At 63.0% G+C, this 15,571-nt stretch carries 16 protein-coding genes; 9 read left to right on the forward strand and 7 right to left on the reverse strand.

Going from position 1 to position 15,571, the window contains the following annotated elements; genetic code table 11:
* Nucleotides 1-55 precede the first annotated feature (55 nt).
* Nucleotides 56-994, reverse strand: a complete 939-nt coding sequence (locus ACPJXG_RS04110) for a peptidylprolyl isomerase (RefSeq protein ID WP_425253486.1) — start codon at nucleotides 992-994, stop codon at nucleotides 56-58.
* Nucleotides 995-1,242: 248 nt separating this feature from the next.
* Between ACPJXG_RS04110 and ACPJXG_RS04115 the strand changes: the two genes are divergently transcribed.
* Both ACPJXG_RS04115 and ACPJXG_RS04120 read left to right on the forward strand, forming a co-directional pair.
* Nucleotides 1,243-1,893, forward strand: a complete 651-nt coding sequence (locus ACPJXG_RS04115; RefSeq protein ID WP_035822000.1) for a VTT domain-containing protein — start codon at nucleotides 1,243-1,245, stop codon at nucleotides 1,891-1,893.
* A 208-nt stretch (nucleotides 1,894-2,101) separates the two neighbouring features.
* Entirely contained in the window at nucleotides 2,102-3,082 is a 981-nt protein-coding gene (locus tag ACPJXG_RS04120) for a carbonic anhydrase (RefSeq protein WP_257626123.1), read from the forward strand.
* Here ACPJXG_RS04120 and ACPJXG_RS04125 read toward each other — a convergent pair.
* Genes ACPJXG_RS04125 through tsaE form a run of 3 tightly spaced genes read right to left on the reverse strand, consistent with a single transcriptional unit; the run spans nucleotide 3,079 to nucleotide 5,779 of the window.
* Nucleotides 3,079-3,915 (reverse strand): D-hexose-6-phosphate mutarotase, encoded by an 837-nt coding sequence (locus ACPJXG_RS04125; protein ID WP_425253487.1) that lies wholly within the window; start codon nucleotides 3,913-3,915, stop codon nucleotides 3,079-3,081. The two genes, ACPJXG_RS04120 and ACPJXG_RS04125, sit on opposite strands and share 4 nt — an antisense overlap.
* Nucleotides 3,916-3,929: 14 nt before the next feature.
* Nucleotides 3,930-5,327 carry an N-acetylmuramoyl-L-alanine amidase gene (locus tag ACPJXG_RS04130; protein ID WP_425253488.1) on the reverse strand — a complete coding sequence of 466 codons (1,398 nt, stop codon included), beginning with the start codon at nucleotides 5,325-5,327 and terminating at the stop codon, nucleotides 3,930-3,932.
* Nucleotides 5,291-5,779 (reverse strand): tRNA (adenosine(37)-N6)-threonylcarbamoyltransferase complex ATPase subunit type 1 TsaE, encoded by a 489-nt coding sequence (gene tsaE, locus ACPJXG_RS04135; RefSeq protein ID WP_425253489.1) that lies wholly within the window; start codon nucleotides 5,777-5,779, stop codon nucleotides 5,291-5,293. The genes ACPJXG_RS04130 and tsaE overlap by 37 nt, the downstream gene beginning before the upstream one ends.
* 78 nt (nucleotides 5,780-5,857) lie before the next feature.
* Here tsaE and queG point away from each other — a divergent pair, with 78 nt between their 5' ends.
* Nucleotides 5,858-6,949 carry a tRNA epoxyqueuosine(34) reductase QueG gene (queG, locus tag ACPJXG_RS04140; protein WP_425253490.1) on the forward strand — a complete coding sequence of 364 codons (1,092 nt, stop codon included), beginning with the start codon at nucleotides 5,858-5,860 and terminating at the stop codon, nucleotides 6,947-6,949.
* Between the two features lie 7 nt (nucleotides 6,950-6,956).
* Here the strand turns inward: queG and ACPJXG_RS04145 are convergent, their stop codons facing one another.
* Entirely contained in the window at nucleotides 6,957-7,334 is a 378-nt protein-coding gene (locus ACPJXG_RS04145) for a DUF3052 family protein (protein WP_425253491.1), read from the reverse strand.
* Between the two features lie 227 nt (nucleotides 7,335-7,561).
* Between ACPJXG_RS04145 and ACPJXG_RS04150 the strand changes: the two genes are divergently transcribed.
* From ACPJXG_RS04150 to ACPJXG_RS04160, 3 genes are all read left to right on the forward strand, one after another.
* Entirely contained in the window at nucleotides 7,562-8,110 is a 549-nt protein-coding gene (locus ACPJXG_RS04150) for a PadR family transcriptional regulator (RefSeq protein ID WP_425253492.1), read from the forward strand.
* A gap of 43 nt (nucleotides 8,111-8,153) precedes the next feature.
* Nucleotides 8,154-8,960: a siderophore-interacting protein gene (locus ACPJXG_RS04155; protein WP_425254713.1), complete on the forward strand. Its 807-nt coding sequence runs from the start codon at nucleotides 8,154-8,156 to the stop codon at nucleotides 8,958-8,960.
* 157 nt (nucleotides 8,961-9,117) lie between these two features.
* A complete protein-coding gene (locus tag ACPJXG_RS04160) occupies nucleotides 9,118-9,624 on the forward strand; it encodes a carboxypeptidase-like regulatory domain-containing protein (RefSeq protein WP_072455108.1) in 507 nt (168 codons plus the stop codon).
* Nucleotides 9,625-9,776: 152 nt separating this feature from the next.
* Here ACPJXG_RS04160 and ACPJXG_RS04165 read toward each other — a convergent pair whose 3' ends face one another.
* Entirely contained in the window at nucleotides 9,777-10,361 is a 585-nt protein-coding gene (locus tag ACPJXG_RS04165) for a response regulator transcription factor (RefSeq protein WP_046686176.1), read from the reverse strand.
* Nucleotides 10,362-10,400: 39 nt separating this feature from the next.
* The gene (locus tag ACPJXG_RS04170) at nucleotides 10,401-12,413 is read right to left on the reverse strand and encodes a PAS domain S-box protein (protein ID WP_425253493.1); all 2,013 of its coding nucleotides are present in this window, start codon (nucleotides 12,411-12,413) and stop codon (nucleotides 10,401-10,403) included.
* 136 nt (nucleotides 12,414-12,549) lie between these two features.
* Here ACPJXG_RS04170 and ACPJXG_RS04175 point away from each other — a divergent pair, with 136 nt between their 5' ends.
* The 3 genes from ACPJXG_RS04175 (at nucleotide 12,550) to ACPJXG_RS04185 (ending at nucleotide 15,508) form a co-directional block, all read left to right on the forward strand.
* On the forward strand, nucleotides 12,550-13,542 hold the full coding sequence (locus tag ACPJXG_RS04175; protein WP_402721258.1) for a TRAP transporter substrate-binding protein: 993 nt from the start codon (nucleotides 12,550-12,552) through the stop codon (nucleotides 13,540-13,542).
* 116 nt (nucleotides 13,543-13,658) lie between these two features.
* Nucleotides 13,659-14,231 (forward strand): TRAP transporter small permease, encoded by a 573-nt coding sequence (locus ACPJXG_RS04180; protein WP_035821976.1) that lies wholly within the window; start codon nucleotides 13,659-13,661, stop codon nucleotides 14,229-14,231.
* Entirely contained in the window at nucleotides 14,228-15,508 is a 1,281-nt protein-coding gene (locus ACPJXG_RS04185) for a TRAP transporter large permease (RefSeq protein WP_100874377.1), read from the forward strand. The genes ACPJXG_RS04180 and ACPJXG_RS04185 overlap by 4 nt, the downstream gene beginning before the upstream one ends.
* Nucleotides 15,509-15,571: the final 63 nt, after the last annotated feature.

Raw genomic sequence — 15,571 nt, forward strand, 5'->3', positions numbered from 1 at the left:
GGGGTCAGACCCGTCGGGTCTGACCCCAGCCCTTGCTCTTGGGCTAAAAGTTGGCCTATTTCCCCACCTCCCGCACCGGTATCGGCGCATTGCACAGGTCAATATGGCCGGCCGTGACCTTGCTCCACGGGCCGCCGCGGTGGCGCTGGGCTTCCAGCACGGCCTGGTAGGCGGCGCTGTCGGTGCGCATCACTTCCAGGTTCGCGCGCTGCTCCGCCGGCACGCTGGCGGCCAGGCGGATGGACTTGATCGGCACGTTTTTTTCGGGGCTGTCATAAAAACCCATGGGGCCCGTGCCGCGTGGCAGGGTGGACAGCAATGGCATGCCGGAGACGACTCTGCCGACGACCGTGATGTCGCGGTCCAGGTGGCGCGGCGACTGGCCGATGACGGCGTACAGTTCCGTGCCGCCGCCGCTGTCGCTGGCGCTGTCGCGGCCCACGCCCACGGTGGCGTAGCAATGCGTGAGCCAGGCCGTGCCGGTTTTCGGATCGCGCGCGGACGGGAAACCGTTCGAATGGCCCACTTGCGGTGCGTAGCCGTCCACGTCCGGCAGGCGCGTGAAGCTCTTGATATTTTTCAGCGGCACCGTGAATTCGCCGGGCAGGGTGCGCTGCGCATGCTGGATCGGCTTGGGATTTTTCTCGTTCGGATCGCCCCACTGCGCCACCCAGTTGTCCTGCGCGCGCGTGATGGCCAGGCCGTCGTAATACTGTTCGGCTACCAGGGCCTTGATGTTGGCCACGTGTTTCGGCGCGAAGTCCGGCGCCAGCTCGATCACCACGCGGCCAGCGGGAATGTCCAGGTACAGGGTGTTGTTCGGGTCCAGCGCACGCCAGTCGGACGGTTTCGAAGCCTTGATCACGTCGGCCAAGGTCGCCTTGGCGGGCAGTTCGGCGGGCGCCTTGATCTGCACAGGTGCCGCGTGGGCAGTCAGCTGTGCAAGGCCCAGTACGGTGGCCATGGTCAGGCCGCTCAGTGGGTGTCGATACATGTTTTCTCCTGGTCGGCGCGGGTTGCGCCGTGCAGAAAGTGTATACCGGAATGCCAATATTTCGTTGGAAAAACATTGCAGACAGCAATGCTGACAGTTGTCTGCCGATAAGGCGATTCCTTAACCTTTACTTAAATTGCCACGCCGCCAAGGGCGCCGCATAATTAATCCAGAAATATCGGCCCGGGGACTGCCGTTGCGCCGGTCGGGTGGTGTATGATTCCGCCGCTACCTTTAGGGAAAAATATATGGATTTTGTGCAATTCCTCGACATGATCGTGCATGTCGACAAGACGCTGGGTCTCTTGATCGAGCAGTACGGCACCCTCGTGTATGCGGTGCTGTTCGCCATTATTTTTTGCGAGACAGGCCTCGTGGTGCTGTTTTTCTTCCCTGGAGATACCTTGCTGTTTATCGCCGGCGCGTTTTGCGCGACGGGACAGATGCACCTGGGCTTGCTGATCTTCCTGCTCGTCACGGCGGCCGTCACGGGCAACACGCTCAATTACTGGATAGGCGAGGCCATCGGGCAAAGGGTGTTTACCCACGATTACCGCTGGATCAACAAGGACGCCATGCGCCGCACGCATGAGTTCTTTGAAAAGCACGGCGGCAAGACCATCATCCTGGCCCGTTTCGTGCCGGTGGTGCGTACCTTCGCCCCGTTCGTGGCCGGCATTTCCGACATGACGCATACGCGCTTCCAGATGTACAACATCACGGGCGCCCTGTTGTGGGTGGTCGGTCTGGTGACGGCGGGCTACTTCTTCGGCAATATCCCGTGGATCCGCGACCACCTGACCCTGATCGTGCTGATCGGCGTCGGCGCCGCCGTCGTACCGGTGGTGCTGGGCGGCATGTGGAAGCTCTACAAGCGCATGGTCGGCAAGTCGGCGTAAGGCCGCATGGATACGGGGCAAGCGCGCTGCGGCACAGTCCGCAGCCGGCCCCGGATCCCGTTTTTCCCTGTCTTGTTTCTGTTTTACTCCCGCCTTGATTCAAGTTTTGTTGCTTTACAGCCGTAAACCAGAGGGTATTCTCACTTTCTGGATTTCCATGCGACATTTGAGCGCCCTGTTAGCTTGCAGCCTTGCCGCGATGGCGGCCATGGCAAGCGCCAAAGATGCCCCCGTCCCGGCGAGCGCCACCGCATCCGCGCCCATGTCGGCGTCGGCGCGCGCGGCCGCCATGAAAACCCTGACCGAATCGGTGAAGGGCAAGGAGGCCAAGGCGCCTGTCGTCGTCGCGCCCACGGCGCGCGAAAAGGAAGAAGCGGCCGAAGTCGACCTGTCCGAACGCATTGCCGCGCGCCTGGCGGAAATGCGCGCCACCCAGGCGGCCCGCGCCGCCGCCCGCGCCAAGCGCGCGGCCGTGGTGAAGGCCGCGCCGCCGCCACCACCGCCCGTGCCGCGCGGCACGCACTGGTCGTACGAGGGCGACAGCGGCCCGGCCCACTGGAGCAAGATCAATGTCGACTGGGCCAAGTGCGGCAATGGCAGCCGCCAGTCGCCGATCGATATCCGCGACGGCATGAAGGTGGAACTCGAGCAGATCAGCTTTGACTACCACCCATCCTCGTTCAACGTGGTCGACAATGGTCATACGGTGCAGGTGGGCGTGAGCGGCGGCAATTACATCACGGTGCAGAACCGCATGTTCGAGCTGCAGCAATTCCATTTCCACCGTCCGTCCGAAGAGCGCATCAATGGCAAGGCGTTCGAGATGGTGGTGCACCTGGTGCACCGCGACGCGGAAGGCCGGCAGGCCGTACTGGCGCTGCTGCTGGAACGCGGTGCGCCGCAAGCGACCATCCAGACCGTGTGGAACAACCTGCCGCTGGAAAAATTCGAGACCATGCAGCCGACCATCCTGCTCGACCCGGCCGAGATGCTGCCGACGCGGCGCGATTACTACACGTATATGGGATCGATGACGGAGCCGCCTTGCAGCGAAGGCGTGCTGTGGATGGTGATGAAGCAGCCGGTGCAGGCGTCGCCGGCGCAGATGGCGCTGTTCAGCCGTTTGTATCCCCTGAATGCGCGCCCGATTCAGCCGACGAATGGCCGCATCATCAAAGAGTCCAATTAAACGAATGCGAGGCGCTGGCGGCCGGTCCATTCGGCGCCGGCGGCCAGCAGGTCGGGCTGGATCAGGGCCGGCTCGATGCAGATGAAGCGCGGCTGCTCGTCGTCGGCCAGGTCGGGCAGGGCGGCCGCATCTTGCGCGCCCGGGTTCCACACGACGGCGTCCGTAAAGCCCTGCTGCTCCAGGCGCAGGGTATGGCTGCCAGACTGCAGGCTCAAGGCGCCCGGCAGCTGGTAGTAGATGCGGTCCAGCTTGTCGGTGAACTGCAGCACGTCTTCCGCCTGCAAGGCGTCTTGCGGCGTCTCGTCCGAATAGCGCACGCGCTGCAAGCCGCCAATGCGCGCTTCGCTCAAATCATCAATCGCAAAATACGTATGCAGGGCGGCCGAGAATGGAAACGCCTGCTCGCCCGTGTTGTGCACGGACAGATGCAGCTCCAGCGATTGGGCCGTGACGGCCACGCGCAGGCGCAAGGTGAACGCGTAAGCCCAGCTGGCGGCGATCGCTGCCGGCAAGTCAGCCTGGGTCAGGATAAATTGCGCCCATGCGGCGCCATCGGCCTCGCCGCTCGATTCCTGCTGCCACGTCGCCACGCGCGCAAAGCCGTGGCGCATGCCGGTGCCGCGCGCGCCGAACTGGGGAAAGATCACGGGCACGCCGCCACGGATGGCGCGGCTGCCGTCGAGGGCGGAATCGCGGCTGCAGAACAGGCGTTCTTGGCCATCGCTGGTCCGCCATGACACCAGGTGGCCGCCGTACAGGGTGACGGTCGCTTGCGCGCCGTCGGCGGCACGGATGGTCACGGCCGGCAGCTGGCCAAAGATACTCTCGCTCATGCTAGGCTTTCATGTCAGGTCAGGCGGCTTTTCGCCAGCGGCGGATTCTTGGCAAAGTAATTCTTGATGCCCGTGACGATGGCGTCGGCCATCTGGTCCTGGTAGCCGTTGTCGGTCAGCTTGGCTTCTTCTTCCGGATTCGAGATGAAGGCTGTCTCGATCAGGATGGATGGGATGTCCGGCGCTTTGAGCACGGCGAAGCCGGCCTGTTCGACGGAACCCTTGTGCAGGCGGTTGATGCCGCCGATTTCGCGCAGCACGGCCTTGCCCAGCTTCATGCTGTCATTGATCTGCGCCGTCGTCGATAAATCGAGCAGCACGCTGGCCAGCTGCTTGTCGTGGTTTTTCACGTTCACGCCGCCGATCAGGTCGGCCTGGTTTTCCTTGTTGGCCAGCCAGCGGGCGGCCGTCGAAGTGGCGCCCTTTTCGGACAGCACGAAGACGGACGAACCGCGCGCCGTCGGCTGGATGAAGGCGTCGGCGTGGATCGAGACGAACAGGTCGGCCTGCACCTTGCGCGCCTTTTCCACGCGCATGCCCAGCGGGACAAAGAAATCGGCGTCGCGCGTGAGCATGACGCGCATGTTCGGCTGCATTTCCAGCTTGGTCTTGAGGCGCTTGGCGATGGCCAGCACCACGTCTTTTTCGCGGCTGCCCCGGCTGCCCATGGCGCCCGGATCTTCGCCGCCGTGGCCGGGATCGAGCGCGATGGTAATCATGCGCACCACTTTCTGGCCCGGCAGGGGACGCGCTTCGGGGCGCTGTTCCGGACGTACGTCGGGCACGGGCGGCACGATGGGCGTTACCGGCGCGATGGCGGCCACGGGCGGCTTGCCGCTCTCGGGCAGGGGCAGCGCGGGCGGCGGCGTATGCGTGTCGGCCATGGGCGGCTTGGCCGGGTCGCTCGACCAGTCGCCTTTTTCGATCATCTGTGCGATCAGGTCCGGCTCGCGCACGGGATACAGGTCGAAGATCAAACGGTGGTTGTAGGAGCCGGCCGGCGGCAGGGTAAACAGCTGCGGCGTGACTTCTTCCTTCAGGTCGAACACCAGGCGCACGACGTTGGGCCGGTTCTGGCCCACGCGCACCTGCTTGATGTACGGGTCGTTCGACTGGATCTTCGCCACCAGGCCCTTCAGGGTGGGATTGAGTTCCAGCCCTTCGATGTCGACCACCAGGCGTTCCGGGTCCTTGACGATGAAGTGGGTCGCCTTGAGGATGCTGTCGTTTTCCAGTGTGACGCGGGTGTAGTCCTCGGCCGGCCAGACGCGCACGGCGAGAATTTGCGCCGCCATCGCCGACATGGGCGCGAACACGGACAACAGCAGGGTGCCGCCGGCCTTGAGTACCGTGCGCCGGGTGATGGGCGAGGAGATCAAAGGTTCGGGGCGAATTTGAGACGGTGAAGGCATGACAGACCCAATTCAGAAGACGCTTGCAATTCTACATCACGTCCTGTACCCGCAACGTTCAAATAAATATTCAGGTCGGCCGGCGGCAGCACCGGTTCGGCTTTCTCCGGCCATTCGACGATGCAGATATTGCGGCCGTCGAAGTCTTCGCGAAAGCCCGCGTCGAGGAATTCCTCGGCGCTGCCCATGCGGTACAGGTCGAAGTGGATGACGTTGACGCGCTGGCCATCGAGTTGCACCGTGTACGGTTCGGACAAGGTGTAGGTGGGACTTTTCACGTGGCCCGCATGGCCGGCCGCGTGCAACAGGGCGCGCGTGAGGGCCGTCTTGCCGGCACCGAGGTCGCCGTGCAGGTAGATCGCCAGGCCCGGCGCCAGCGCGCGCGCCAGCGCGGCGCCCAGCGCGGCGGTGCCGGCTTCGTCGTGGAGGTGGACTTTGAAGTGTTCGGTCATGATCTTCGGTATCGCATAAAATGGAGGCTGCTGTCATTGTAACCGCCCGCGCGCCTGCCGTTTTCCGTAAAGTCCCCTATGTCCGCCACCATCACCGATCTCGCCGTCCTGGCGCGCACCATCAAAGAATGGGGGCGCGAGCTGGGTTTTGCCGAGGTGCGCATCGCCGACGTGGATCTGTCGCACATGGAAGCGCCCCTGCAAGCCTGGCTCGATGCAGGGTATCACGGCGAAATGGATTACATGGCCAGCCACGGCATGAAGCGCGCGCGCCCGGCCGAACTGGTGCCGGGCACGGTGCGCGCCATCAGCGCGCGCATGAATTATCTGCCGCCGGCGCTGGGTCCCGACTGGCGTGAGCACGAGGCGGCGCGCGACGCCGACCCGTCGGCGGCCGTCATTTCCGTGTATGCGCGGGGCCGCGACTATCACAAGGTGATGCGTTCGCGCCTGCAGCAGCTGGCCGAGCGCATCAAGGGCGAGATCGGCGACTTCGGCTACCGCGTCTTCAGCGATTCGGCGCCCGTGATGGAAGTCGAGCTGGCGCAAAAGGGGGGCCTGGGCTGGCGCGGCAAGCACACCTTGCTGATCAACCGCCAGGGCGGCTCCTTCTTTTTCCTTGGCGAGATCCTCATCGACGTGCCGTTGCCCGTCGACCCGCCGGAGCCCCCGCGCTGCGGCCAGTGCTCGGCGTGCATCACGGTGTGTCCGACGCAAGCCATCCTGGGACCGTACCAGCTTGACGCGCGCCGCTGCATCTCCTACCTGACCATCGAATTGAAGGGCGCCATTCCCATCGAGATGCGCCCCCTGATCGGCAACAAGGTGTATGGCTGCGACGATTGCCAGACCGTCTGCCCGTGGAACAAGTTCGCCCAGCGCGCCGTCGTGCCCGACTTCGACGAGCGCCACAGCCTGGGCAGCGCCGGCATGGTGGAGCTGTTCGCCTGGACGGAAGAGGAATTCAACCGCCGCATGGAAGGCAGCGCCATTCGCCGCATCGGCCACGAGCGCTGGCTGCGCAACCTGGCCGTCGGCATGGGCAATGCGGCCGCCAAGGCCAAGGGCCAGGCCGACATCGTCGCGGCCCTGCTGTTGCGCCGCGAGCACCCGTCGGCCATCGTGCGCGAACACGTCGAGTGGGCGCTCGCCTTGCACGGCGTCGCTTGACCTGCGTTTAAGCTTGCTTCAGCCGCAGCGCCGACCATTCGTTATCGATGGCGACCATCGCCACGCTGTCGAGTCCTGATTCCTGCGCATACAGGCGGATATCGTCGCGGTGGATGTCGCTGCCCGCTTTGATTCCACCCTTGCGGTACGCCACCCAGACGGCGCCGCCGGGTGCCAGCCGCGCCTGCGCCACCGGCAGGAATTGCTCCAGCTCCGCGCGGCTGCGGGCGAACAGCAAGATCCAGTCGGCATTGTCACCTTCCCGTACCAGCCGCTCCGCCGGCAACTGCGCCAGCAATTCTCCATGTTCGCCGCCGTCATTGAGCACGGCCAGGGAGCTGGCATTTTTCACATACATTTTCTCAAAGGCAGATTTGTCAGGCATGGCATCGGCGTGTGGATGGTGAAAAGACGAGCATAACAAATTTCTCCTTGACTTATCGATATATCGTTATAAAATGGCGATACCTACTAACGATATATCTTTAAAGAGAAAACATGAGAAACTCACACCATACAGAACACGGCCATTGCGGTCAGCATCACCATCACCATCACCATCACGGCGAGCATCGCCACGACCACCGCCATGAGCACCGCGGTGACTACTTTATGCATGGCCGCGGCCCGCGCGGCTTCGACGAGCGCGGTGATGGCATGGGCGGTGGTCCTGGCGGGCGCGGTGGGCGCGGCGAACGGGCCGAGCGCGTCTTCGGCCGCGGCGACTTGCCGCTGATCGTGCTGGCGCTGATCGAAATCAGCCCCCGCCACGGCTATGAAATCATCAAGGCCATCGAAGAGCGTTGCGGCGGCGCGTACGCCCCCAGCCCGGGCGCCGTGTATCCGACCCTGACCTTGCTGGAAGAGCAGGACCATGTGACGTCCTCCGAAAGCGCCAGCGGCAAGAAGCTCTACACGATCACGGACCTGGGCCGCGCCTATCTCGACGAGAACCGCGCCCAGGTCGATGGCATCCTGGCCCGGCTCGACATGTTTGCCCGCGTCCAGGCGCGCAACGCCTTGCCCGAGCGCGTGCGCCAGGCCATGCACACGCTCAAGCATGCACTGTTGCTGAACAAGACCAGCTGGAGCGAGGCGGAAGCCGAGCGCGTCTCCGCCGTGCTGGAACAGGCGGCGAACGCCATCGTCGACGGCCACTGAGCCCACTTTACAAGGACAAGCAATGACTAACGCATCACCTGCAATGCCACGCCCGCACGCCATCGAGCGCGTGCGGCATGACTTGACACTGCGCGTGCTCACCGTCGTGCGCACCGAGCAGATCACGCCGCACATGCGCCGCATCACCCTGGCTGGCGACGACCTGGACGGCTTTGTCTCGCCGGCGCACGACGACCATGTGAAACTGTTCTTCCCCGCCCCGGGGCAGACCACCCCCGTGTTTCCCGTGCTGGGCAATGGACCGAATCCCATCCAGTACGCGCAAGGCGCGCGCCCCATCGCCCGCAACTACACGCCGCGCCGCTACGACGCCGCGCGGCGCGAGCTGGAAATCGACTTCGTGCTGCATGGCGACGGCCCCGCGGCCAGCTGGGCGGCGCAAGCCGCGCCCGGCCAGACCCTGGGCGTGGGCGGCCCGCGCGGCTCGATGCTGGTGCCGCTCGATTTCGACTGGTATGTGCTGGTGGGAGACCAGACGGCCTTGCCGGCCATCGCCCGCCGCCTGGAGCAACTGCCGGCCATGGCGCGCGCCATTGCCGTGATCGAGGTCGTCGAAGACGGCGAACGGATCGCGCTCGAGTGCGCGGCGCAGCTGGACCTGCGCTGGGTGGCGCGCAATGCCCGCAAGGGACCGCTGCTACTGGAAGCGCTGGCGCAAGTGGCCTTGCCGCAGGATGGCGACGGTTACGTGTGGGTGGCGTGCGAGCATGCGCAGGTGCAGGGCTTGCGCGGACATTTTATCGATGCCGGGGTGCCGAAGCAGCATCTGCATGTGGCCAGTTACTGGAAGCATGGGGCGGCCGAGCATCATGAGCATCATGATGAGTGATGGTGGTGGTGTCGGCTTACGCGCGGAGCGCTAAGCCGACCTACGCCTGATGTGCCGCGCCAGCCAGCGGCACGCTTCGCGCATGAAACGATTGCCTGGTTTTTAACTTTCCAATTGCATATAATATTTTTTTATAGAAATAATATTCAAGGGGAAAATGTTGAAATTACTGTCTTTGAGCGTGCTGGCCGCAGTGCTGATGGGATGCTCGACGCCGCGTCCACCCGTTGTCATGCCGGAATTCCAGCAGGCGGAATATGACGCCTTGCAAAAAACCGGTACTGGCGGTGTCAAAGGCCAGGCCTTCATGAAGACCAAGGGCGGCGAATTCAAGAAGGCCGGTGGCGAGAAGGTCACTTTGCGTCCGAAGACGGAGTATGCCCGCAAGCTGGCCATGCTGCCTGCCTCGCTGTACAAGCGTCAGGTGGTCGGCACCGTCAGCCCGAAGATCCGCGACTATGACCGCACGACCATGGCCGACAGCGACGGCCGGTTCGAATTTACGGAAGTCCCCGATGGCACCTATTACGTCACCACCAACGTGACGTGGTCGGTGTTCTATCCGGGCGCCTTCACGCCCGTCGAAAGCAAGCAGGGCGGCACGCTGACCTCCGAAGTGACGGTGGCGGATGGCAAGGTCTCGACGGTCATGCTGACGCGGTAAGCCCCGTTTCCGTTGTCGCCAACAACCGCGCCCGCTTTACCTTCGTCTTGAGTGGTGGTGTCGGCTTACGCACTGCGCGCTAAGCCGACCTACAGTGGAATGTAGGTTGGATTAGCGGCGCGCAAGCGCCGCGTAATCCAACATGACGGTCATTATTTCAACAACCCCGCCAGCTCCACCGCCGTCTTGACCTGCATCTTGTCGAAGATATGCGCGCGGTGGACTTCCACGGTGCGCATGCTGATGCCCAGCTTGTCGGCCACCACCTTGTTCATCTTGCCCGCCAAAATCAGGTCCAGCACTTCGCGTTCGCGCGTCGACAGGGTGGCCAGGCGCGCGTGCACGGCGGCCAGTTCGCCCGCTTGGCGCGAGTTGGCCAGGCCCTGCTGCACTCTGTCCATCAGGTCGTTGTCGTTGAACGGCTTTTCAAAGAAATCGAAGGCGCCCCGTTTCAGGCTGTCGACGGCCATCGGCACGTCGCCGTGGCCGGTGAGGAAGATCACGGGCAGGCGCGCCGTCAGGTCGCGCTTGACCAGCTGGTCGAACATGGCGATGCCGTTCATGTCGGGCATGCGCACGTCGAGCAGCACGCAGTCGCCGGCGGCGTCGAAGTTGCCATCGAGGCTATCGAGAAATTGCTGGGCGCTGGCGTAGTTGCGCGATTCGATGCTGCGCGAGGCGGCCAGCCAGGACAGGGAGTCGCGTACGACCTCTTCGTCGTCGATGATGTGTAGCATGGGGTCTCCGGCTTGTCGTTATGCGTTATTAGTTATTCGTTAGTGCGGCGCGCTTGGCGCGGCCGGCACGCTGAAGGTAAAGATCGTTCCGCCAGCGGGGTTGGCGCCGAAGGTCAGCGCGCCGCCGTGAAATTCGATGGCGGTGCGGCAGATGTTCAGGCCCATGCCCATGCCTTCGGACTTGGTCGAGAAAAACGGCGAAAACAGCCGCTCGGCCACGTCCTGTGGAATGCCATGGCCATGGTCGATCACGTCGACCGTCACCATGTCCTGCTGCGCGTCGTGGCTGGCCCGCAGGCGCATGATACGCCGTCCCGGCGCCGCGTCCTGCATGGCCTCGATGGCGTTGCGCGTCAGGTTCAGCAGCACTTGCTCGATCATCACGGGATCGGCGCGCAGCAGCGGCAGGTCCGGCGGCAGCTCTTCCTGGATGGTGACATAGTATTTGCGCGCCTGCAGGTCGATCAACGCACGGATGCCGTCGATCAAGGTGCGGATGGCGATATCCTGGCGCTGCGGCTCGCTCTTGCGCACGAAATCGTGCACGCTGCGGATGATCTGGCCGGCCCGCTGCGCCTGCGCGCTGGCCTGTTCCAGCGCCGGCTTCAATGTATTCGGCTCGACGGGGGCACCGCTGTCGATGGCGCGGCGGATCAAATTCAAGGCGCCCGTCGTGTAGCTGGAAATGGCCGCCAGCGGCTGGTTCAATTCATGCGCCAGCATCGACGCCAGTTCGCCCATGGTGGCCAGGCGCGAGCTCGTTTGCAGCTTTTCCTGCTGCTGGCGATTCAGTTCCTCGACCCGTTTGCGGTCCGAAATATCGAGCACGGAACCCATCCAGCCCGTCTGCTGGCCGTTCTTGTCCACCAAGGGCGCCTCGAAGATCAGCACGGCCACGCGCGTGCCGTCCGGACGCTGGAAATAGGTTTCGAACTGCGGCGTGGGATTGCCGGCCAGGGCCTTGACGAAGCGCTGCTGGTATTCCTCCAGCGCCTCGGGCACCCAGTAAGGCATGGGCGGCAAACGGCCCAGGATTTCCTCGGGCGGATAGCCGACGATCTGGCAAAACGCGGGATTGACGTAGGTGACTCTGCCTTCCAGGTCGCGCGCGCGCATGCCCGTCACCAGCGAATTTTCCATCGCCGTGCGAAACAGCATCTGCTGGCGCAGCGCGCCTTCGGCCACCAGGCGTCGCGAAATGTGGCGCCACAAGGCCAGCAAGCTCCACAGCAAGCCCAGCGACAGGGCGATGACGGAGCCGACCAGCAAATTTGGCAGCAATTTCGGCTGGCTTTTCACGCTGTCGGTAAACAGGGTGATGCTGGCGCCGGGCACGTCGAGCGCGCGCTTGTGCGTGTACACGCCGTGGCCGGGACCGGCGGCGGCGCGCCGCGCCAGCACCTTGTCGTCGCGGTCGATCAGCGAAATCTGGTTATCCTGGGCGAACCACCACGGCACCATTTCATCGAGCAGGCTGCTGATCTGGTAGGTGGCCACCAGGCTGCCGACGTAGCGCTGGCCGTCGAACAGGGGCTGGTGGTAATCCATCAGCATGGCGCCCGGCGGCGCGTCGGGAAAGCCCGTCTGCTGCGAAGGCTGGGCGTACTGGCCCCGGTGCAAACGGCGCGCATTGTCGGCCGCCGTCAGCGAGGCCGGCGAAAACGACAGCGCATGCGGCAGGCTGTTGTCGCTGGTAGCCAGCACCTTGCCGCTGGTGTCGAGCCACAGCACGCGCTGCAATTCGCGGCCATTGCGCAACATCTGCTGCAGCCGTTCGTGCACTTTTTCCGCGCCCAGCGAGCCGCTGGCGATGTCCACGCCCAGGTTGAACAGGCTTTCCTCGTTGCGCGCCAGCTGGAAGCGGATGGTCTGCTCCACCCACAGCGTGTCGGCGATCAGCTGCTCCTGGCGTTCGTTGCTCTCCATCTGGCGCGCCTGCCAGGGCAGCCAGAATAGGATGGACAGGAACAGCAGCAGCAGGATGACGGGCAGCAGCCAGCGCATCGGGCTCGATAGCTTGAAGCGGCGTGCAAGGGTGGGGGGAGTCGGCATGGCTGGCAGGGTAGCGGCTTATCGGGAGCCGGCTATTGTGGTTAACCACAATAGCCGAAGCAGTTTCTTTGGCACAATATCCAAGTAGACAAATAATAAAGTTTTTTCAAAAACCACTCAGGAGACAAAAATGCAGATGAAAACCATGTTCGTCGCGCTGTGCGCGGCTATCGGCGCCACCGCCGGCGTGCACGCTTACGCGCAAGCCCCCATCGTCATCAAGTTCAGCCACGTCGTGGCCACCGACACGCCGAAAGGCCAGGCCGCCGAACGCTTCAAGCAGCTGGCCGAGAAAGCCACGAATGGCAAGGTCAAGGTCGAACTGTACCCGAACAGCCAGCTGTACAAGGACAAGGAAGAACTCGAAGCCCTGCAGCTGGGCGCCGTGCAGATGCTGGCGCCGTCGCTGGCCAAGTTCGGCCCGCTGGGCGTGAAGGAATTCGAAGCCTTCGACCTGCCCTACATTTTCCCCACCAAGACGGCGCTGTACAACGTCACCGAAGGCGAAATCGGCAAGAGCCTGCTGAAAAAACTGGAACCCAAGGGTATCACGGGCCTGGCCTACTGGGACAACGGCTTCAAGGTGATGTCGGCCAACAAGCCGCTGCACATGCCGGCCGACTTCAAGGGCCTGAAAATGCGCATCCAGTCGTCGAAGGTACTCGACGCGCAAATGCGCGCGCTGGGCGCCAATCCGCAAGTGCTGGCCTTCTCGGAAGTGTATCAGGCGCTGCAGACGGGCGTGGTCGACGGCACGGAAAATCCGCCATCGAATATGTACACGCAAAAGATGCATGAAGTGCAAAAACACGTGACCGTGTCGAACCACGGCTACCTGGGCTATGCCGTCATCGTCAACAAGAAGTTCTGGGATGGCTTGCCGCCCGATATACGCGGCCAGCTGGAAAAAGCCATGCGCGAGGCGACCACGTTTGAAAAAGCCATCGCCCAGCGCGACAACGACCAGGCCCTCGACGCCATCAAGAAAGCGGGCAAGACGCAGATCTACACCTTGACGGTGCAGGAACAGGCCGAATGGCGCAAGGCGCTGGCGCCCGTGCAGAAGGCCATGGAAGGGCGCATCGGCAAGGACCTGATCTCGGCCATCAACAAGGAAAGCGCGAAGTAATCGCGCTGGCCGCGCCACCCGGCGCGGCTGTCAGGGACCTCCCTGTCTTTCTGCAGCAACGGCACCTGCGCGTCCTGCGCGGGTGCCAGCGTACCCGCATTCTTTGAAAGTCCACCATGAAATTTCTGGATCACCTGGAAGAGTGGCTGATCGCGACCCTGATGGGCGCGGCCACCTTCATCATCTTCGTCGCGGTCGTGCACCGCTACCTGGCAGGCTTGCCTATCCCCGGCCTGCAAGACTTCTTGATTCAAATCAATACCAGCTGGGCCCAGGAACTGTGTATCTACATGTTCGTCTGGATGGCCAAGTTTGGCGCCGCGTATGGCGTGCGCACGGGTATCCACGTGGGCGTCGACGTCTTGATCAACCGCATGAACCCGCGCTGGCGCGACCGTTTCATCGTCTTCGGCCTCGGCGCCGGCGCCCTGTTTACGGGCATCGTGGGTACTTTGGGCGCCAGCTTCGTGTGGTCGATTGGCCACACGGACCAGACCTCGGCCGACATGGAAGTGCCGATGTGGCTGGTCTACCTGGCCGTGCCGCTCGGTTCCTACCTGATGTGCTTCCGCTTCCTGCAAGTGATGGTGCATTTCATCAAGACGGGCGCCTTGCCGAAACACGACCACTCGCACGTCGAGGGCCTGGAAGACGAACTGACGGCTGAAGAAAAAGGAGCCAAGGCATGAACGCGCTGATCATTTTTGTGTTGCTGCTGGCGCTGATGCTGACCGGCATGCCGATTTCCATTTCGCTGGGCCTGACGGTACTGACGTTCCTGTTTACCATGACCAGCGTGCCCATCGAATCGGTGGCCCTGAAGATTTTCACGGGCATCGAGAAATTCGAGATCATGGCCATCCCGTTCTTCATTTTGGCGGGCAACTTCCTCACGCATGGCGGGGTGGCGCGGCGCATGATCAACTTCGCCAGCTCCATGGTCGGCCACTGGCATGGCGGCCTGGCGCTGGCCGGCGTGATGGCCTGCGCGCTGTTTGCCGCCGTCTCCGGCTCCAGCCCCGCCACCGTGGTGGCGATCGGCTCCATCATCCTGCCGGCCATGGTCAAGCAGGGCTATCCGCGCGGTTTCGGCGCTGGCGTCATCACCACTTCGGGCGCGCTGGGCATTTTGATACCGCCATCGATCGTGATGGTGATGTATTCCGTCAGCACGAACACGTCCGTTGGTAAATTGTTCATGGCGGGCGTGATTCCCGGCATGATGCTGGCCATGCTGTTGGGCCTGACCACGTGGTTTTTGGCGCGCAAGCACAACTATCCGCGCATGAAAAAGGCCAGCTGGGGCGAGCGTTTCGTTACGTTCAAGAAGAGCGCCTGGGGCCTGCTCCTGATCGTCATCGTCATGGGCGGCATTTATTCCGGCGCCTTCACGCCGACGGAAGCGGCCGCCATGGCTGCCGTGTACGCCTTCATCATCGCCGTCTTCGTCTACAAGGACTTGAAGATCAAGCAAGTGGGCAAGGTCTTGCTCGATTCGGCCGCCATGTCGGCGATGCTGTTGTACATCATCACGAATGCCGTGCTGTTCTCGTTCCTGATGACCAGTGAAAACATTCCGCAAGCGATGGCCGAGTGGATCACGGGCAAGGGCCTGGGCGTGATCAGTTTCTTGCTGGTGGTCAACGTGCTGCTGTTGGTGGCGGGTAACGTCATGGAGCCATCGTCCATCGTGCTGATCATGGCGCCGATTTTGTTCCCCGTCGCCATGAAGCTGGGCATCGATCCCGTGCACTTCGGCATCCTGATCGTGGTCAATATGGAAGTGGGCATGTGCCATCCACCCGTGGGCCTGAACCTGTACGTGGCGTCCGGCATCACGAAGATGGGCATTTCGGAGCTGACCGTGGCCGTGATGCCATGGCTGCTGACGATGCTGGCCTTTCTGGGCTTGATTACCTACGTACCACAAATCTCGCTGTGGCTGCCAAATTTAATTTACAACTAAAACAGTTGTCCCCGTCATGGTGCAAAAAAAGTCGATACGGCCGAATAAATGCGCTATGATGGG

Origin of the sequence: Janthinobacterium sp. NFX145, assembly GCF_049810325.1 — a bacterium.
GTDB classification, from domain to species: domain Bacteria; phylum Pseudomonadota; class Gammaproteobacteria; order Burkholderiales; family Burkholderiaceae_D; genus Janthinobacterium; species Janthinobacterium rivuli.